Here is an 18689-nt window from a genome sequence, read left to right as displayed (position 1 = left end):
CCCGCTTTTTCATATCGGAGGTCTGGCCCCGATATTTGCCAATGTCCATGTGGGGTGTTCCATGGTGTTTATGCCGGATTTTGACCCGGTTGCCGCCTGGGAAATCATTGAAAAAGAAAAGATTAATTTTGCCATGACCGTTCCCGTAATGCTTCAATATATGGCCATGGTCCCCGGGCTTAAAAAAAGGGATTTTTCAGGGTTGAGGCATTTGATCTGTGGTGGGGCACCCGTACCCGAGTCGTTGATCCGTACCTATGCCCAGCAAAATATAGAGGTATATCAGGTATACGGCGCCACCGAATATTCCGGAGCCATCACCTTTTGGACCCATGATATGGGATTGGAAAAGGCCAGTTCCATGGGCAAACCCGTTTTTCACGGCAGTATCCAAATCACAGATCCTGTGTCCGGTACGGAATGCGCTTCTGACGAAGTGGGTGAAATATGGCTCCACGGCCCCCAGGTCTTTGACGGGTATTGGCAAAATCAAACAGCCACAAAAGAGGCATTGGTCAACGGCTGGTATAGGACCGGAGACCTTGGGACAGAGGATAAGGACGGGTTTGTCTTTGTTGTTGACCGGCTTAAGGACATGATCATCAGCGGTGGAGAGAACATCTATCCGGCTGAAATAGAGTCTGTGCTGATGGAACATCCGCAAATCGCGGACGCCGCCGTTGTGGGCAAGCCCGATGACCGTTGGGGAGAGATACCCGTTGCCTTTATTGTCAAAACAGAAAAAAGCAGACTGAACAAAGAAGATGTATTCGAGACCTGCCGCGCAAGCCTGGCAGGGTTCAAATGTATAAAAGAGGTTTATTTTTCAGACGGTATTCCCAGAAACACTTTGGGAAAAGTATTGAAACGTTCTTTGAGAGAACAGGTTTAAAAAAAGGAGATCCAATGTCTTTACCCGATCCCGATAATCCCTATTCATTTGACGATTTTCTAGCATGGAGGGACACGGCTGATTTTTATGATAGCGACCCTTTCTTAAAACAGGTCATCCGCTGTTTTGCACCGGGGGAAAAGGAGGCCATAGACAAGGCGGCCCGGGAGACCTCTGCCAAGGTCTCCTCCCGATGGAAAGCATTGGCAGAGGAAGCGGCCGTGCCCGAAAAAAGGCCGTATCTGGTACAGTACGACGGCCACAACCATAGGATAGACCGTATTGTCCGCCCCATGGAAACCCTTGAGCTTGAAAGGGAGGTGTTTGGTGAACGGCTTTTTTCAGACCGGACCTCTCCGTTTGAAAAACTGACCAAACTTTACCTGATCTATCAGCTCGGAGAAGCCTGCATCTCCTGCCCTCTGACCTGCACCGAAGGACTGGTGGCCCTGTTGGAAAATTATGCCGACACTCCGGAACTCGCCCGTATTCTGGCCCATTGCAAGGAGGGCTTCGGGGATGACATTGCCATCGGCTCCCAGTTTCTCTCTGAAATCCAGGGAGGATCCGATGTCCCGGCCAACCGGGTGGAAGCCGTTGAAACCGATGGTGTATGGCGGTTATATGGAGATAAATTCTTTTGTTCAGCCACCCATGCTGATTATGCAGTGGTCACCGCCAAGCCGCGGGGGTCGGAAAAAGTGGGGCTGTTTATCGTACCGGCCTGGCTGCCGGGGGACAAAGCCAAAGAAAAACGGAACGGTTACACCATTAACCGGATCAAGTGGAAAATGGGAACATCCGAACTGACAACGGCTGAAATTTCCTACAAGGGTGCGGTGGCCTATCCGGCCGGCCCTCTGGACAAAGGGGTTTCCAATGTGGTGGGCATTGTCCTGACCTATTCCCGTCTGACTGTGGGCATTTCCGCTGCCGCCTTTATGGCCCGGGCCTGTAGGGAGGCTCATGCATACAGCCGCAAACGGTCTGCCTTTGGTTTTGCCATCAAGGAGTTTCCCATGGTAAAGGACCAGATCGACAGATTAACCCTGTTTTCCAGAAGAACCCTTGCGGCAACCTTTAAACTCTACCGGGATTTTCTGGTTCTGGGAGGGATTCAAAAGAAAACAGATGGACAGGAACCCTTAGAAACGAAGATGAAACGCTTCAACATCCGGGAGTTGATCATGCTCCAGAAAATCACGGCGGCCTGGGACAGCACGGATATGGTCCGGCTGGCCATGTCAATTTTCGGCGGCCATGGGGTGATGGAAGATTTTTCTTCTCTTCCCAGGCTTTTCAGGGATTCTGCCATTAATGAACTCTGGGAAGGTCCAAGAAACGTTTTGCTTGCCCAGATTCACCGGGATTTTCAACGGGCATCCCATTGGTATCCGCCGGATGAGGTTATCAAATCACTTCTTTCGGGTGCTGATCCGGCAGTTGTTACCCCCCTTGAAAAGGAGGCAAAAGCCCTGGTCGCTCATCCGTCTCTTTTTGGTCCGGATACTGAAACCCTTGAGGTCTGCCGACGCTGGGACAAATTCTGCCACGATTTGACCCATGCGTATCAAAATTTGGCCATGGCAGAAGTGGATGCGGTTTTGTGATTGATCCAAAATAGTGTTGAAGAAAGAGGGGGCATTCTGATAGATTGCAATCTTAACGGCAAGCGCTAAAAAGGTTGATATGAAAAAAACACCCCTTGCAATACTCAAAGAAAAAGAAAGAAAAGCCCGTCAAAAACTGATTGTGAATGCGGCGGAACGATCGTTTGCCGCCAAACCATTCCCAAAGGTAAGCATAAGGGATATCGCCGATGAATCCGGGATATCCCTCTCCTCCATTTACCGCTATTTCCCGGATCAGGAATCTTTGTTCATTGAGGCCCTTACACGGGGGGCAAAAAAGGTCCACCTTCTCCTCGATAAGGTCATCAAAGATAAGGGGGCCGGTGTGGAGGATATGGCCAACACCTTTGTGGAATTTCTGATAAAAAACGATTCATACTTTCGTATGATGACCCATTTCATGCTGGATGGTGCATTAAACACATCTTCTGTGGACAAACTTAACCAGATAGAGCGGGCCCTGTTGGATCAATTCAATACTTTTTTCAGCCGGCTGAATCCGGATGGAAGCCATCGCATAACCGCCCATGCTTTTTTCGCCTCCCTTAACGGGATTCTGATTACCTATCGGAACTATCCTGGCCGAGATATAAAGGATGTCCACAAACATATGAAGCAATTAGCCTCTGTATTGGCATCCATGTTTGCTCTGATGCTATCATCCGGTAATAATTTGGTATCGAAATAAACCTTTTGGGATATAAAATCTCTTCAAGAGAAAAAAATTCTCATCATCTGCAATTACGGGTGCAAGCTAAAATTTTCAATATCACGGCTGGCACCCTATCTTGTGCCTGACCTATTTTGTTCTAAAGGGCTGCCCCGAAACTTACCACCTGGAGCTGATATATTCGTGGGATTCACTCATGGTCAGGGGAACCGACGCGGCCCCGGCCCGGATATAAAAGGATTCCTTGCCCTGGTCTTTGACAAACACCGGGCGCTCCCCGGGTTTAACCGTGATCCGGCAGACATCATGGCCGTCCAGATTCTGGATATCCGTGACGATAAACTTATGGCTCTGCCGCCCCAGATGATGGGATATCAGGGAGGAGAGCTTGAGCATAAAACCGTCCCGGTTGGGTTTTTTCTGAAAACTTGAGTAATCCGGTTCAAGCCCCAGGACCTGTCCCTCATCGTTGATCCCGATAAAAAGGGTGCCGCCCCGGGCATTCATAAAGGCTGACAAGGTCTTGATGACAACGGCTTCCATGCGCTTGTCCGATTTTTGAGTCTTCATGTTCCACACCAAAGAAGACTTGAATTCCACCCAGTCATTTTCCCCCTGAAAGATGAGTTCCTTCCATTCTTCCCTGTCAAAGGGCTGGTTTTTCCCCCCCATGGATCGGAGCCTGGACTTCAGCCTGAAAATATAAACCCCGAATCCCAGACATCCGCCCCAAAGCAGCACAATGGCCCCAACAATCCAGGCCCTGTATTTGACAATCAAAGGTTGGGGCCGAATCCCCCATTTACTGTAAAGTTCATCAATCTCCTCCTTTGACACAGAGGCGATGCCTTTGTTGATCATGGCCAGCAGGGGGGCATTGCCCTTGGCCACGGCAGCCCTGAGTTTTTCCGTGTACAGGGTTTTTAATATCCGAAACCGGGTCAAAGAATCATGTTCAGCCAAAAGGAAAATGGCATTGGGAAAATCCAGGGCATAGGCCTTTATTTTTCCGGTCTGAACAGATTTAACCACCTGTTCAGACCCTGCAAAGACTTTTACTTTCAAATTGGGATGCCGGGTTTTAAAATAGGAAATGACAAAATCTCCTTTGATCACTCCCACAGGAGTTGCCGAGGTCAGTTCCTCAATGGTTTCTATATCCATATCCTGACGGATGTAAAGGTTGGTGTGGACATCAAACATGGGCTTTGAAAAATCCAGGCCTGCCAGGCGCTCCTTAGACTTGAAAACCCCGATCATGAGGTCGGCTTCTCCCTTGTGCACCCGCTCAAGGCTTTGGTCCAAAGCGCCGGGGATAAAGGAAATATCCACATGGTTCTTTTTTCCCCACATCTGCCAAAAATCAATGAGGGCCCCTTCGGGTTCACCTTTGGCATTAACATAGGAATAGGGACGATAATCCTTGTAGCAGGCAATGGTGATGGATTCAGCCCGAACAGGCCCGGAAAAAAACAACGCCTGGCCCAGTAAAACAAATGCAAAGGCCAGAATTATTTTCCGGTAAACGGGAGGCATCGGGTGCTGATTTCCGGTCTCAGGTGATGTTGGCTGAATAATTTTCAATCTCTTATTTTCCAAGGCAAGGTTGTTGTTGAGGCATTTTCTGCCGGATCATCCATGGTCTGCACATGCCTTTTTCATATGTGAATTTAGCAATGAAGTCAATATTTGGCGGCCGACTGGCCCCCGATCTCCCAAAGCGCCTGGATCCTGGGACTGGCCAGGCTGTTTTTCCGGGTGCACAGCCCGATCTCATAGGGGGGGAGATCCGGCATATGCTCAAGAATGGTCATTTCCCGGGCAAAAGGGCTTTTTTCCAGGACAATCCTGGGGACCAGGCCCATGCCGCAGCCCAGATTGACCAGGGCAAGAATGGCCTCGTGCCCGGCCACCCGGGAATAGACATTGGGCACCACCCTTTTTCTGGCAAACCAGACGTCCATTCGTTCCCGGCTGAGTCCCGTGTCCGCCAGAATCATGGGGGTTTTTTCCCAGTCAATCCGACCATGGGTTTTAACAATCACATCCGGATATTGTTTGGCCGCAATAAAAACCAAAGGGCTTGTGGCCATGCTTAAAAAAGACACCTGGGGCGCAAGCTTGCCGGGCAGGGCTGCAATCACCGCATCGGCCTCCCGGTTCATGAGCCGGCTCAAAGACTGGGCAGGATCCCCGGTTTCCAGACGGATCTGCACCTTGGGATGCAGGGTCCGGTAAAGGGTAATGATCCGGGGTAAAATACTATAGGCGGCCGTAACAGAACAATACAGGGAAAGCTCGCCGTGGAGAATCTCATCCTCGCTCAATTGTCCCTGGAGCAGGTCCCAGCGCCTGAGCACATCTTCGGCATAGGCCCTGAATGCCATGCCCGCATGGGTCAGCTCCACAGACCGGTTATTTCTGAAAAAAAGCGTCTCCCCCACATCCCCCTCTAGACGCTGAATCACCCGGGTCAGGGCAGAGGGGGTGATATGGCAGGCCTGGCTGGTCCTGGCAAAATGAAGGGAGCCGCTTAAATGCCGGAACAATTCCAGGGTCCGAATGTCCATAAACGCCTCCTTTGAATAAAATACCCTGATATTTTAAAGTATTGTTTCGTTTTTTGCAATACAATGTTGCCAACGATTCATTTGACGCAATATAAAATTTAGGTCATGGTAAACCCCAGGATTAAAAAACCAACCCTTATAAAGGAGACCCTGTTATGGGCAATAATTATTTTAACACCCTGCCGTTGAGGCTTCAGCTTGAAGAACTTTCCCAGTGCCGGTTCATGAATCCGGATGAATTCAGCGGAGTGGATGCCCTGAAAGGCAAAAAAATCGTGATTGTGGGCTGCGGTGCCCAGGGGCTTCACCAGGGACTCAACCTGAGGGACTCCGGACTGGATGTCTCCTATACCCTGAGAAAAGAGGCCATTGCAGAAAAACGCCAGTCCTGGAAAAATGCCACGGAAAACGGATTCACCGTGGACACCTATGAGAATCTGCTGCCCTCAGCAGACCTGGTCATCAACCTCACCCCGGACAAGCAGCATACCAAGGTCATTAACGCCATCATGCCCTTGATGAAAAAAGACGCCTGTCTCTCTTACTCCCACGGCTTTAATATCGTGGAAGAGGGCATGGAAATCCGAAAGGACCTCACCGTGATCATGGTGGCTCCCAAATCTCCGGGCACTGAAGTCAGACAAGAGTATAAACGGGGCTTTGGCGTGCCCACCCTCATTGCCGTTCACCGGGAAAACGACCCGAGACAAGAAGGGTTTGAGCTGGCAAAGGCCTATGCCGCGGGCACAAGCGGACACAAGGCAGGAGTGCTCCAGTCCTCTTTTGTGGCCGAAGTTAAATCAGATCTCATGGGCGAACAGACCATTCTCTGCGGGGTCCTCCAGATGGGCTCCCTGCTCTGTTACGACAAGATGGTGGACAAGGGAATTGATCCCGGTTACGCCTCAAAACTGGTGCAGTACGGCTGGGAAACCATTACCGAGGCCCTGAAACACGGGGGCATCACCAATATGATGGACCGCTTGTCCAATCCCGCCAAAATACGGGCCTTTGACCTGGCCGATAAGATCAAAGAGATCCTCACCCCCTTGTTCAACAAGCACATGGATGACATCATGACCGGATATTTTTCCAGAACCATGATGGAAGACTGGGCCAATGACGATGCCAACCTGCTCAAATGGCGGGGCCAGACCGCCCAGACGCCCTTTGAACGATCCGTTTGCCAGGACCAAGAGATCCCGGAGCAGGAATTTTTTGACAACGGCATTCTCATGATTGCCATGGTCAAGGCCGGGGTGGAACTGGCCTATGACACCATGGTCTCTGCCGGGATCATTGAGGAGTCTGCCTATTATGAATCCCTTCACGAGGTGCCTTTGATCGCCAACCTCATTGCCCGGAAAAAACTCTACGAGATGAACGTGGTCATTTCAGACACGGCAGAGTACGGGTGCTATCTCTTTGCCCACAAAGCCGTGCCCCTGCTTGAAGATTTTATGGCAACCCTGGACACGGATGTCATTGGCAAAGGCCTGGACCTGGCCGATTCAGGATGCGACAATATCCGCCTCATCCAGGTCAACCAGGCCATCAGGGATACCTCGGTTGAGCAGGTGGGCCAGCGTCTCAGGGGATATATGGGCGCCATGAAAACCATCCGCTGATCCAACGGTCTTTTCAATGACCCGATAAGACCTTTTATTCGGCAGAAAGAACAACCCATGGGGTGCAAAAGACAATCTTGGCCCCATGGGTCCTTATAAATTCTGCATATACCCGACCCCTTTTATGGAAGATGATAAAAAACCGCCAGCGGTTCTGAAAAATCACATGGTTTCAGAATATCAAAGGTTTCAAATACAGACGCATTGCCAGAGGGATAAAAGTTCAATACAAAAAAAAATAAGGTCGGAATCTTCACAGGGCCTTTAAATTTTTGCATCCAAAAATACATTTTTTTTCCCAAGCCATCGGGCTGAGGCGCCCTCGTCCTTGAACAAAATGTCAAGGCCTTTGACCAGGCTGACCTGGAAAGAGGCAAAGCCTTTGTCACCCAACACCTTGATAAAGACAGAAGAGTACATGTCCGTGGTGGCCCGGTAAAGGGGAAAGCAGGGCACCTGGACCTCTTTTTTCTCCTCATACCCCCTTTGGCAGATCTTGCGGTCCGTGGAATGATAGGCCCTGCAGGAAAAAGGACGAAACCCGTAAATAATGCAGCAGCCCTGGTCGTTGAGAAAGGGACAGGCCTGCTGTGTGCTGCGCCAAAAATCCTCTTCAAGCAGATTGCCCTGTGAAGAGATTTCAAAAATCCGGAGGGCGTTCAAAATTCTGTGTCAGTTGAATGAAAGCTGATATACTCAGCTAAATAAGGAGAACTGACATGACCGAAGAAAACACCGAATTTGATTTTCAAAAAGCCCTTAAAGGCATCCAGGAAGGTAAACCCTTCACAGGTAAGGGCGGCGTCCTTACATCATTAATCAAAAATCTTGCTGAAGCTGCTCTTGAAGGAGAGTTGGAGTCCCATCTCGGGCAGGAAGTTTCTGCCAACCGCCGTAATGGAAAAAGCAAAAAGACCATTAAATCCCTGGATGGTAAATTTGAGCTGGAAACCCCGCGTGACAGGGCCGGAACCTTCTCTCCACAGATCGTCAAAAAACATCAGACAACGCTCAGCGATGAAATTGAAAGAAAGATAATAGCCCTTTACGGCCTGGGCATGAGTTATAATGATATGGCTTCCCATTTACAGGAAATCTATGGACTTGAGATTTCAAATGCCACTCTGAGCACCATTACCGATAAAATCATCTATACCGTCAAAGAATGGCAGGCCAGGCCGTTGGAAAATGTGTACCCAATCATATGGCTTGATGCCATACATTATAAAGTACGAGAAAACGGAAAGGTCGCCAGCAAAGCCGTTTACACAATTCTTGGGGTGAATATCGAGGGCCGCAAAGAGGTTCTTGGGCTGTACATATCCGAGAATGAGGGTGCGAACTTCTGGCTGCAGGTGTTAACAGACCTTTCAAACCGAGGGGTAAAAGATATCCTGATTGCCTGTGTTGATGGTCTAAAAGGTTTTCCCGAGGCCATTGAGACCATATTCCCGGACACAGAAGTTCAACTCTGCGTAGTCCACCAGATCCGAAATTCATTGAAATACGTTGGTTCCAAAAATAAAAAGGAATTTATGGCAGATCTAAAACGTGTTTATAAAGCGGTCAATAAGGATCTGGCCGAAGAAGAACTGGATATCTTGGAAAATAAATGGAATGACAAATACCCGATTGTGATAAAATCCTGGCGGAACAACTGGGAACGCCTCAGTCATTTCTTTAAATATCCAGAAGAGATTCGACGGATAATATACACCACAAATACCATTGAGGCTGTGCATCGACAGTTTCGAAAACTGACCAAAACAAAGGGATCATTCCCGAACCAGGACAGCCTGTTAAAGCTGCTTTACATGGGGATCCAGAACGCCAGTAAAAAATGGACAATGCCGATTCAAAATTGGTCACTGACAATTTCCCAGTTGGCAATTTTCTTTGAAGGCCGGCTGGATAAAGAGCTGGGAATTTGATAGGGATTTATTTACAGATGGAAAAGATGGTTCCAGGAACTCCACTCCAGCAAAAATCAACTCCTCCGACGTGGCTGATTGAAGGCCCATTCTCGGACCTGACTTTTACTTCCGCTGGCGCTGAGGCAGATCCGGGAACCGAAACCGTGACACAGAATTCTGAACATTCCCAAAATCCGGGCCTTTAAGGCCGCCAGCACCTCTGGATGGGCCTGGGCCTTTAGCTCGTAAAAAATAACCAGAAGTTCGGGAATGGAAACCCCTACCCTTAAACTGCAACAATAGGCGCATCCGGGCCTGCAAACCGCATCTTCGGGCAACTCAAACACGGTCTGGCAAAATTGTTCCATGGCCTTTCCCAACACGTCCAGGCCAATGCCGTGGTCAGAAAGGAAATCATCCAACAGCCGCCGTGCATTTTCCATATGAACTGCCAGCAGCTGCCGAGACCTTTTTCCCCCATGTTTCCCCCTTTAATACTTAGACTGAATATTGTTTGGCAATAAACCGGGTCATCTGACCTAGCACCATTGCCATGACCTCTTTGGGCAGAAAATATCCAGAGGCCTGACTTGAAACGATCTCCACCAGGGCCTTGACCGTCTTTTTTTCATCCTGGTAACGGGCATAGGTGGTCTCGAGCAATTCTCTCATTTTAGCCGCCGCTTCAATGGATCTTGAGATAAACCTGTGCCCCTCTTCTCCTGTGAGTGCCCCGTAATGCTCTGACAGATGAACCCGGGTCTCATAGGCGGCCAGTTTTTCAAGGCTTGCCTGGTAATCGTCAAAATTTGAGTTGGCCGCGGCAAACACATGGTCCCCATAGGGAATTCCCCCGGCATCAGATGCAAACATGGCCTTTTCTTGAAAAAGATAGGACGCCATGGAGCAAGAGGAGTGCCCGGGCACCTCAATCATTTCAAACCCAAGGTCTCCGCAGGAGATCTCATCCCCCTGGGACAGGATCTCGTCAATCTCAATGGTCTGGATCCCAAGGCTCTCCTTGAGATCTGCTGCACCCTGGTCAGGCAGAAGCATGAGGTTCAAAGAGGCAATGGAGGCCACCACATCCTTGCGGGATAAAAGTTCTGCAGCCCTGGCAGAGGCGGAGATTTTTATCCAGGGCCAGCGTTTTTTCACATAGGGAACAATGCCCAGATGATCAAAATGGGAATGGTGGATGATCAGACGGCTGATCTTTTTTTCATCAATCCCGGCCGCTTTAATCTGAGTCATGAGATCAGGCACAATATAGGTCATGCCCCCGCCCAGGATGGCATATTCCTCTTTTCCGTCAACCAGGTACACACAAGATTCATTCCGGCCCATAAGGGTGATTCGCGAGGTCACGGGTCCGGGCTGTTCAACTCTCATTCAAAGTCCTTTCAATGCAGTCTGGATATTCACATTTTTTTATGTTCAGCTTTTCATCTGTAAAAGCGCCATCAGCGGGGTCCACCATCTGTTCAATCCGCGATCAGACCCGCAGAATTTAAACATGATCTTTTCGGCCAGGACAATATCTTTATAGGATTTTTTAATATGGGTATAAACCGGCCATTTTTGATATTCTCTCCTGGCGTTTTGTGCAAAGGCTTTAGACCATAAAAATTTTTCCGGCCCTGTATTTTCCAGGATCAAACGAACCCAGAAGTCTGCCTGGGCCATGCCGAAATACAAGCCGGATGAACCGTTTGCCTCACTAAAACCAATGGTGTCTCCAAGAAAAATCAGCCCGCCTCGTTCATGGGGAATTATATTTTCAAATAATTGTCGGTTGGAGATCATGGTCAGTTTTTTATAACTGGTCTGGGCCCCCTTAAAAAAATCTGAAAACCCGGGGTAATTCTGAGTCAAATGGTCCCAGACCTTGTGCATGAGTTTAGGATCCGGAATTTCAACATCTTTTAAATTCTCCAACTGCCCTAAACGAAGCATTAACCCGGCTTCCATTTTTCCGTCAGCCAATGGAAACACATAGACCACGGCCGGGGGCAGGTTCGGGGCAATCTCAAGCATTTTAGGGGAGATCAAATAAAATTGAAGGTTGGGATGCTCGGATAAATTGACCCGGGGGGCATTGGCGCTGTAATACTTCATGGTGGGACAATCAATTTGTTCTCTTTTGATTCCAAATTTTTTGCCCAAAGGATCCTTATGGCCCATACACCCTAAGGTGGTTCTCCCCTTTATCTCATGGAGATTATGCTGTTTATCCTGGTATCTTATGCCTGTACAGCCATGGTCGGTTTCAATCAAATCCACCACCTCGGATTCAAACAGAAATTGAGCCCCAGCCGCCAGGGCCAGGGTTTTCATATGGGTCATCAGGTGATCCCAATGGAAAAAATAATAGGGCCTGTGAACATCAATGAGCCTGTTTTTACGGTCCATGGGGCTGTGAAACCGCCTGAAACTCGGATCGTTTGAGGCGTTATTTTTCAGCCAGTCTTTTCCCAAAAGCTCGTCCATGAAATCATAGTCGGCAATACTCTCCCCCCGGGGTTCAGGCCCGGGTTTTTTCCCCTTTTCAAGAACCACGCACGAGGCCCCGAGACGGCCTGCGGTAATGGCGGCAGCAAGGCCTGTGGGACCTGCACCGGTGATGATAAAGTCATATTTTTTATCTGCCATTTCTGATCTCCCCTGGAATTTGCATGGATGCTCTATTCAACTCTCTTTAGGGTGTGCTTTCATTGATTCTCTTCTTTTTATCGCGTTCTTTAGGTAAAGGCATGCTATTTTTCCATCGCTTTACTCCCCATCTTTGATATTTCACATATTCAACCCCCATACCGTTAAACAAGATTTTCAATGCCTTGGTTTGGCCCTGGCCTTGGGCTGGGCACTTCCCGGGTCATCCGGCCAATAATGTTTGGGATACCAACCCATGAGATCTTTTTTCACCTCCGTGTAGGTCTGTTTCCAGAAATTTTCAATATCCCGGGTGATCTGTACCGGGCGGGAGGCAGGGGAAAGCAGATAAAGGGTCAAGGGCAGTTTTCCCCGGGCAATGGCGGACGTTTGCATCAAACCGAACATTTCCTGGAGCCGAACCGCCAGCACAGGATTTTTCAACGGCCCGTTTTCGTCCCTGTATTGGATGGGAATCCGTGATCCCGAGGGCACGGTCACATGGGTGGGGGCCTGGACCTTGACCATCTGCTGCTGATCCCAAGAAATCCGGCTTTTCAGAGCCGTTTCCAGGGTTTTGGCCCCAAGACCGTTCAATGAAGATATCCTGTCCAAAAAAGGGGCCAGCCAGAGGTCCAAACTGGCGTGCAATCCATCATCAGACAGGTCGGGAAGGGCTTCAAATGCCGGATCCAAATCTTTCAGTCCCCTTAAAAGGGTAACCCGGTCTCTAAATTTTACCACATCCTTTGTCCAGGGCAGAATCCCAATTCCGGCCTCGAATATCCCCTGGACCAGGGCAGCGGTCACGGCCTGGGGGTCTGGATCGGCCAAGGGGATTTTTCCAAGCAGAATTTTTCCATATTCCTTCTGGGTAAAGGCCCTGACTGACCGGCTTTTTTTATCCCAGACAACCCTGGCACGGGTTTGAACGGAAAAATCGGTTTCAAGGTCTTTTTCCCGAAAGGCCGCACCCAGAAATATCCTGGCGCTTTTGGGATTCCCATCCAGATGGACAGCCACAATAAAGGTCTCATTTGAAAGGGAATTGGCAAAGGAAAAATAGGCACCGCTGCCCGAAGCCATGAGATAGGCAAGGCTGTTCGCCCCTCTTTTTCGGGCCACCCGCTCAGGCCAGGCAAAGGCCAGGACCCTGCCGGCCATGGGAATATCCATGGACCGGGATGTAATTTTGAACCGGTCTGCCAGGCGCCGGGCCTGTTTGAGCACAGATTGTGCCCGGCCCATATGGACGGAGCTGCCAGGGGCGGATCTCCCTTTTTTGGCCATTTGCTGTAAAATTTCCAGACGAAGCCCCAGATCGGGGTCTGTCCCGCCCTGGCCTGTTCCCATGAAATCACGCGCTTCCACCAGGGCCGCCAGGCAGCAGGCCATGAATCCCTGGCCAAATCCCATTGCTTTGACCACCATATGGGCAAGCCTTGGATGAATGCCTGCGGTCAAAAGCCTTTGACCATGGGCGGTAATCCTTGCCCCATCGTCCAGGGCGCCAAGCCGTTTGAACAGGGCCCGGGCAGATTCAAATCCGTTTTCAGGCACAGGATCCAGCCATTTTAGATCCCTGGGATCCTTCACCCCCCACTGGGCCAGTTCAAGGGCCAGGGATGCAAGGTCGGCACAGAGCATCTCAGGGCGGTTAAAGGGAACCAGGCCCTGGTGGACATGCTCAGACCAGAGCCGGTAACAGACCCCGGGAGCCGTCCTGCCGGCACGTCCCCGGCGCTGGTCTGCCGAAGCCTTTGAAACCGGCAGGGTTTCAAGCCGGGTCATTCCCCTGCCCGGGGAAAACCGGGGCAGATTGGCCAGGCCTGAATCCACCACCACTCTTACCCCCTGGATGGTCAAAGAGGTTTCTGCAATGGGGGTGGCCAGAACAATTTTTTGCTGTCCGGGAAGGGAAGGTGCAATGGCTGCGGCCTGGCGGGCCGGACGAAGATTCCCGAACAGAGGGTAAATTTTAATATCCGGCCGGGAGCCAAGTGTCTGGCTCAGCCGGGTTTCAAGGTCCCTGATGACGGATCCAGGTAATGGGTGGTCACAGGCCAGGTCCTGCCCTGGGAAAGGATTACAGGTGCATTGTCCATGATACTTGACAATTCACGGGTATCCATGGTGGCGGACATGACCAGAATCCGTAACTCCGGATTAAAGACCCAGGAAGACTCCAGGGCCATTGCCAGGCCGAGATCTCCGTGGATATACCGTTCATGGAACTCATCAAAAATCAAAACCCCGATCTTTTCCAGGCCGGGATCAGACTGGATTTTCCGGGTCAATATCCCCTCGGTGATGATCTCTATTCGGGTCAAAGGACCGATGCACCGCTCCATGCGGACCTGGAAGCCAACGGTCTGGCCGGGTTTTTCCCCTAAAAGAGATGCCATGTGTGCGGCACAGGCCCTGGCTGCCAGACGCCTGGGTTCAAGCATGACAATTTTTTTATCTTTCATCCAGGGCTGGTCCAAGAGAGCCAAGGGCACCAGGGTGGTTTTACCGGCCCCGGGCGGGGCCTGGACCAGGGCTTTTTTCTCTTTTTCCAGGGCCTGGACAATCTTAGGAATCACCTTGAAAACGGGGAGATCTTTTACAGACTAAGGCAGAATAGATGAAAGGAATCGGCTCATGGGAGATGGGGGCTGTCCTTCCATGAAAAAGTTGAGATCACCGGGTAATGATCCGAAGGAAATTTCCCTTTAAAATCATCGGTAACCACCCTGACCCCATCCAGGATCAACCCGCCCTGGTAAAGGATCCAGTCAATGTGACGAAAGGTTTCTTTGCCTGAAAACCCGTGAAAGGTGGTCATCTTTTCCCCTTTCAACACCTCGTCAAACCCATGGGCCATAAACCGTTCATAGGCCAAAGATCCGGGATCTGCATTAAAATCCCCAGTAATGACGGAAGAAAGACCCAGGGGGAACCGGCTCAAAAATTCCAGGACCAGTTGTGCGCTTTTATCCTGGACCCGGGGATAAAAATCAAAATGGGTATTGGCCATAACCAGGTCTTTGCCCTTTTTTTGAAACCATCCGACCACACATTGCCTCGGCCATTTAGAGCCCTCAAGTTTGGAGGGGATGTCAGGGGTTGGGGTCAAAAAATGATGGCGGCTGCCAAGACAGGTCCAGGAATTGTGATAAAAAATCATATTGGACTGCCACCAGGGCGTTTTTTTATTGTACCATCCAATATGGTTATGGTCAGGCAGATGCCCGGCCAGAAACCCTGCCTGGAAATGGTTGACCTCCTGGAACCCGATAAAATCTGCCGGATATTGCTCTAATATCCCGGCCACCCGGTCCTGCCGTTTTTCCCAGGCATTTTCCCCGTCCCGGGCCAGGCCGAACCGGAGGTTCAGGGTCATAATGGTGACCCGCTTGTCCGTGCTCATTTTTTTCCCCGTATTAAACATGGCTCCAGCATGCGATATTATCCTTTCATAGTCAATACCGGGGCCAGCGCTTTTCAGCGGTCAAAACAAATGTTGAAATTTAGCAAAAAACCGTTACCCTGCCCCTGGTGGGCCAAAAGCCAAATCCATATGCCATAGCCCTGGGCACCCCGGGATTCAGCCTTGATATGGACCGGATTTTAGGCTAAATAAAGATCCGGATCAAAAAAAAGGAAAAGCCATGGGTTCAGAAAATAAAATCAATATCATCCCCAAAGAACAGGCGGTTTTCTGGATGGACTCTAACGGGGTCTGGCATAATGAGCACGGGCGGTTGGAGCATCCCAAGATCATCAGCTATTTTAACCGATCCATCCAAAAAGACGACCAGGGCTATTTTCTAAGCCAGATCATTGAAGACAGAGAAGAAAAAGTATATTTCCCCTATGAAGAGACGGCCATCTTTGTGACCCATATCCATATCAAAGACAAGATCGAACTATTGCTCAACACCTCACAAAAAATAATGCTGGATCCTGGCAGGCTGTATATCAAAAAAGACAGCCTTTTTTTTTCAACCCCACCCCATGAGATCAAATTCACCTCCCATGCCCTGGCCAAAATTTCCAAATGCCTTAAAGAGGCAGACCAAGGCCTTATGCTCCAACTGGGAGAAAACCAGTATTTCATCCCTGAAAAATAGTTAAAAATTCCAGGTCTGATTTTTTCATCATTGACAATATTTTTTTTGGGACGATATTTCAGGTATTGATTTCACTGAACAGGATACGCCCATGATGCTCATTTACAGATATACCATGAGAACCGTTCTCATTGTGAGATATTTTTTCCACTGGCTGACCCGGACCGGATGCTTTGGCAGGCATCAGGCGGTCTTAAAGGTTCCTGGCCCGAAAGAAAAACAGGGAAAAAGCCTCAGGGCGGGCCTTTACCGCCACCATGTCAAACAATTCCATGACTCCTCCTGCTCCGTGGCATCTGTGGCATCCATCATCAATACCTTGCTGGAAAAACGCCTGGGGCCGGGTTTTACACAGGTCACCCAACAAAATCTTCTTGACCAGGTGACAGCGGCCCATTGGAAGGAACGCATGGGCCCCCAGGGATACAAAGGACGGCGGGGCCTTCCCCTGAACGTGCTGGGCCGTGTGGTCGCAGCCAGCCTGGACGCCTATGGGATTTTTAATGCCGAGGTGGAAGTCATAAAGGCAAAAAGAGGCGCCCCTGCCAAAGAAATACAAAAAAGACTGGGCTTGGTCCTGGAAGAATTCCAGGTCCGGGACAATTGCCTGGTCATTGCCCACTTTGACCAGGGCAGCTTTATAAGAGAACTGAACATCCCCCATATTTCCCCTGTGGGCCAATTTGACCCTCAAACCCGAAGAGTGACAATACTGGATGTGGATCCCGCCCAGACCCGCCCCTATACACTTTCATTTCACACCTTTTACAAGGGGATCTCCACCTGTTACGGGGGTGTTTTCAGTCATTTCGGCTACGGCCGGGGCGGGGTGGTGGTCGTCCGGCTTAACCACGCCCCAAACCTGGAGACCCTATGAACCAGCAACTGAAAATTTAAAATATCACTGCCCCCCCGGCCCGGCAGAGAATCATCTTATCCTGATCACCTCAACCTGGACCAGGCCCAGGTTGTTGTCATACCGGTCTTCCAAATCATTGACAAAAAAGAAAAGCTCTCCTGCCCCATTGACTTCAAGGCTCTTGTTCGAAGACAGATGTTTGAGCACCTGAAAGCAGTCAGGTGAATTTTTGCCCACCTGCCCCACCAGTTCAAACCAGTCGGCAACAGGGCATCGTCTTTCATCTTCCATGCATTTTATGGGAATATCCAGATACCAGGGAAAATCTTCAGAGGCCCTTGTCCATCCCTTTGGTGTGCAGTCCACCCCGGAGTCAAACCAGATCTGGTTGGGGGCCAGCTTGAACTGATAGGCCTCGCCTTGATTGGCATAGACATAGCTTCTGTTCATCTTCTGGTTGGCATAGACTGTCACCAGACGAGAATTGCCGATCTCAAGCTTTTTCGGGGCCGGCGGCCCCATGCTCAAATGTTCAGCCAAGCCTTTGACTTCAATTGGATCGGCCTTGTCCGGCCGCCATAAGGCATGGGGAATCTCATTTTCCACAAGGTCTTTCAGGCTTCTCTTGCTCAGGGAAACCGGCCGATAATACCGGTTCCCGTGGATCCTGGCCACCACTGAATAATGAACCCAGGGAAGGGGGGCTGCGCCCTGGGGATGATTTTCATCCACATGGACCCGAAGATCCCGGTCTGACAGGGCACATTCCACTAAAAAGGAACGATCCTGTTGATGGCTTCTGCCCATGGGGTTGGGTTGGATTGCCACATCATCATAGGCCAGGCCGAGTTTCCGGCAGGCCGGATTCTGAAAATCTTTGGGCTTTGGAGGCAAAATTTTCAGACCCAGGTCCCGGATAACAAATTCACCCAGAAGAAAATCCAGAGCCACGTCGAAAAGACCGTCATACCGGTATCCCCCGCCCACATCAGAATGTGCCCCGGCAAACCAGACCTCGGTGATCCGACCGGGATCATGGGCCATGAGGGTGGGCATAAAAGCGGTCCGTTTTTCATCAATGGAAACCATGTGCACGGCCTCTTCCACAGTATCTGCCACCACACAATTTTCAAATTTCACATCGGAAACAGGCTTTTTATCATCATCCATATTGGGCCAGCCAATGGAGGCCACCGTATCAAACACCCCCAAGAACCGGACCTTGATATCCATCTTTTTATGGGTCTTTTTTTCCACTTCGGTGTTGATTTTTGCACAAAACCGCCGGGCAATGGCCGCCCCCCTGGAAAACCCAAAGACCATCACCTCATCCCCGGGGGACCAGTCCCGGGCCAGGTCTTTTGCTGCGGTTCTGATAATATGCCCCACATCCATATTGGACAGGGCAAGGCCTGCATTAAACCATTGAAGCAGCTTGTTTCCATAGGTGCCCACCCCTGAATAGTAAAAACTTTTCTGGCCGGCAACCCTTGCCTCTCCCTTGGTCACACCGCCCCCCAGCAGCAAATGAAGTTTAAAGATATTGGAAACACTATTGTCCTTGATCTCCATCTTAAGATTTTTTTTCTGCCGGGCATCTGAAGGGTCGTTGCATGTCCCGTCAAAACAGAGGATGATCTTTTTCATGACAGACTCCTTTTCCGGATTTAAGAGCAACCCGGTTCATGGGTTGGAAAAAAGCAGAACGCTTGAATATTAAAATATTCAATCATGGGTCTCCTTGAGGAGCAATGGGAAA

The 18689-nt window shown here is 50.0% G+C and carries 15 protein-coding genes and 1 pseudogene; 7 read left to right on the top strand and 9 right to left on the bottom strand.

The window, feature by feature from the left end; translation table 11 throughout:
- Positions 1-61 precede the first annotated feature (61 nt).
- From HUN05_06365 to HUN05_06355, 3 genes are all read left to right on the top strand, one after another.
- Positions 62-892: an AMP-binding protein gene (locus tag HUN05_06365; protein ID WDP84818.1), complete on the top strand. Its 831-nt coding sequence runs from the start codon at positions 62-64 to the stop codon at positions 890-892.
- Between the two features lie 14 nt (positions 893-906).
- Positions 907-2502 (top strand): acyl-CoA dehydrogenase family protein, encoded by a 1596-nt coding sequence (locus tag HUN05_06360; GenBank protein WDP84817.1) that lies wholly within the window; start codon positions 907-909, stop codon positions 2500-2502.
- Positions 2503-2581: 79 nt separating this feature from the next.
- Positions 2582-3211, top strand: coding sequence for a TetR/AcrR family transcriptional regulator (locus HUN05_06355; GenBank protein ID WDP84816.1), 630 nt, complete (start codon positions 2582-2584; stop codon positions 3209-3211).
- Positions 3212-3352: 141 nt separating this feature from the next.
- On the opposite strand, the gene HUN05_06350 is transcribed toward HUN05_06355, so the two are convergent.
- Together HUN05_06350 and ilvY are read right to left on the bottom strand one after the other, a co-directional pair.
- Positions 3353-4729, bottom strand: a complete 1377-nt coding sequence (locus HUN05_06350; GenBank protein ID WDP84815.1) for a transporter substrate-binding domain-containing protein — start codon at positions 4727-4729, stop codon at positions 3353-3355.
- Positions 4730-4875: 146 nt separating this feature from the next.
- Positions 4876-5763 (bottom strand): HTH-type transcriptional activator IlvY, encoded by an 888-nt coding sequence (gene ilvY / locus HUN05_06345; protein ID WDP84814.1) that lies wholly within the window; start codon positions 5761-5763, stop codon positions 4876-4878.
- A gap of 155 nt (positions 5764-5918) precedes the next feature.
- On the opposite strand from ilvY, the gene ilvC reads away from it, so the two are divergent.
- Complete coding sequence (gene ilvC, locus HUN05_06340; protein ID WDP84813.1) at positions 5919-7391, top strand: ketol-acid reductoisomerase; 1473 nt, start codon at positions 5919-5921, stop codon at positions 7389-7391.
- Positions 7392-7655: 264 nt separating this feature from the next.
- On the opposite strand, the gene HUN05_06335 is transcribed toward ilvC, so the two are convergent.
- Positions 7656-8054: a YkgJ family cysteine cluster protein gene (locus HUN05_06335; GenBank protein WDP84812.1), complete on the bottom strand. Its 399-nt coding sequence runs from the start codon at positions 8052-8054 to the stop codon at positions 7656-7658.
- Between the two features lie 56 nt (positions 8055-8110).
- On the opposite strand from HUN05_06335, the gene HUN05_06330 reads away from it, so the two are divergent.
- Positions 8111-9322 carry an IS256 family transposase gene (locus HUN05_06330; protein ID WDP84811.1) on the top strand — a complete coding sequence of 404 codons (1212 nt, stop codon included), beginning with the start codon at positions 8111-8113 and terminating at the stop codon, positions 9320-9322.
- Between the two features lie 56 nt (positions 9323-9378).
- Here HUN05_06330 and HUN05_06325 read toward each other — a convergent pair whose 3' ends face one another.
- The 5 genes and pseudogenes from HUN05_06325 to HUN05_06305 form a co-directional block, all read right to left on the bottom strand.
- On the bottom strand, positions 9379-9747 hold the full coding sequence (locus tag HUN05_06325; protein ID WDP84810.1) for a hypothetical protein: 369 nt from the start codon (positions 9745-9747) through the stop codon (positions 9379-9381).
- A 55-nt stretch (positions 9748-9802) separates the two neighbouring features.
- Entirely contained in the window at positions 9803-10696 is an 894-nt protein-coding gene (locus HUN05_06320) for an MBL fold metallo-hydrolase (GenBank protein ID WDP84809.1), read from the bottom strand.
- Between the two features lie 45 nt (positions 10697-10741).
- Positions 10742-11956, bottom strand: coding sequence for an FAD-dependent monooxygenase (locus tag HUN05_06315; protein ID WDP84808.1), 1215 nt, complete (start codon positions 11954-11956; stop codon positions 10742-10744).
- 177 nt (positions 11957-12133) lie between these two features.
- Positions 12134-14541: pseudogene (gene hrpB / locus HUN05_06310) on the bottom strand (ATP-dependent helicase HrpB).
- A gap of 56 nt (positions 14542-14597) precedes the next feature.
- Positions 14598-15368: an endonuclease/exonuclease/phosphatase family protein gene (locus HUN05_06305; protein WDP87951.1), complete on the bottom strand. Its 771-nt coding sequence runs from the start codon at positions 15366-15368 to the stop codon at positions 14598-14600.
- A gap of 241 nt (positions 15369-15609) precedes the next feature.
- On the opposite strand from HUN05_06305, the gene HUN05_06300 reads away from it, so the two are divergent.
- Complete coding sequence (locus HUN05_06300; GenBank protein ID WDP84807.1) at positions 15610-16071, top strand: MFS transporter permease; 462 nt, start codon at positions 15610-15612, stop codon at positions 16069-16071.
- A 94-nt stretch (positions 16072-16165) separates the two neighbouring features.
- Positions 16166-16948, top strand: a complete 783-nt coding sequence (locus tag HUN05_06295; GenBank protein ID WDP87950.1) for a phytochelatin synthase — start codon at positions 16166-16168, stop codon at positions 16946-16948.
- A 51-nt stretch (positions 16949-16999) separates the two neighbouring features.
- Here the strand turns inward: HUN05_06295 and HUN05_06290 are convergent, their stop codons facing one another.
- On the bottom strand, positions 17000-18577 hold the full coding sequence (locus HUN05_06290) for a DUF2235 domain-containing protein (protein ID WDP84806.1): 1578 nt from the start codon (positions 18575-18577) through the stop codon (positions 17000-17002).
- Positions 18578-18689 lie beyond the last annotated feature (112 nt).

This window comes from Desulfobacter sp. (assembly GCA_028768545.1).
GTDB lineage: Bacteria > Desulfobacterota > Desulfobacteria > Desulfobacterales > Desulfobacteraceae > Desulfobacter.
Note: the sequence above shows the minus strand (reverse complement) of the source record. Positions and strands in the feature narration are given on the sequence as shown.

Bases quoted from the DNA above. Each gene is read 5' to 3' on its own strand.
- HUN05_06365 (WDP84818.1), top strand. From the start codon at position 62: ATGGTGTTTATGCCGGATTTTGACCCGGTTGCCGCCTGGGAAATCATT.
- HUN05_06360 (WDP84817.1), top strand. From the start codon at position 907: ATGTCTTTACCCGATCCCGATAATCCCTATTCATTTGACGATTTTCTA.
- HUN05_06355 (WDP84816.1), top strand. From the start codon at position 2,582: ATGAAAAAAACACCCCTTGCAATACTCAAAGAAAAAGAAAGAAAAGCC.
- HUN05_06350 (WDP84815.1), bottom strand. From the start codon at position 4,729: ATGCCTCCCGTTTACCGGAAAATAATTCTGGCCTTTGCATTTGTTTTA.
- ilvY (WDP84814.1), bottom strand. From the start codon at position 5,763: ATGGACATTCGGACCCTGGAATTGTTCCGGCATTTAAGCGGCTCCCTT.
- ilvC (WDP84813.1), top strand. From the start codon at position 5,919: ATGGGCAATAATTATTTTAACACCCTGCCGTTGAGGCTTCAGCTTGAA.
- HUN05_06330 (WDP84811.1), top strand. From the start codon at position 8,111: ATGACCGAAGAAAACACCGAATTTGATTTTCAAAAAGCCCTTAAAGGC.
- HUN05_06325 (WDP84810.1), bottom strand. From the start codon at position 9,747: ATGGAAAATGCACGGCGGCTGTTGGATGATTTCCTTTCTGACCACGGC.
- HUN05_06320 (WDP84809.1), bottom strand. From the start codon at position 10,696: ATGAGAGTTGAACAGCCCGGACCCGTGACCTCGCGAATCACCCTTATG.
- HUN05_06315 (WDP84808.1), bottom strand. From the start codon at position 11,956: ATGGCAGATAAAAAATATGACTTTATCATCACCGGTGCAGGTCCCACA.
- HUN05_06305 (WDP87951.1), bottom strand. From the start codon at position 15,368: ATGAGCACGGACAAGCGGGTCACCATTATGACCCTGAACCTCCGGTTC.
- HUN05_06300 (WDP84807.1), top strand. From the start codon at position 15,610: ATGGGTTCAGAAAATAAAATCAATATCATCCCCAAAGAACAGGCGGTT.
- HUN05_06295 (WDP87950.1), top strand. From the start codon at position 16,166: ATGCTCATTTACAGATATACCATGAGAACCGTTCTCATTGTGAGATAT.
- HUN05_06290 (WDP84806.1), bottom strand. From the start codon at position 18,577: ATGAAAAAGATCATCCTCTGTTTTGACGGGACATGCAACGACCCTTCA.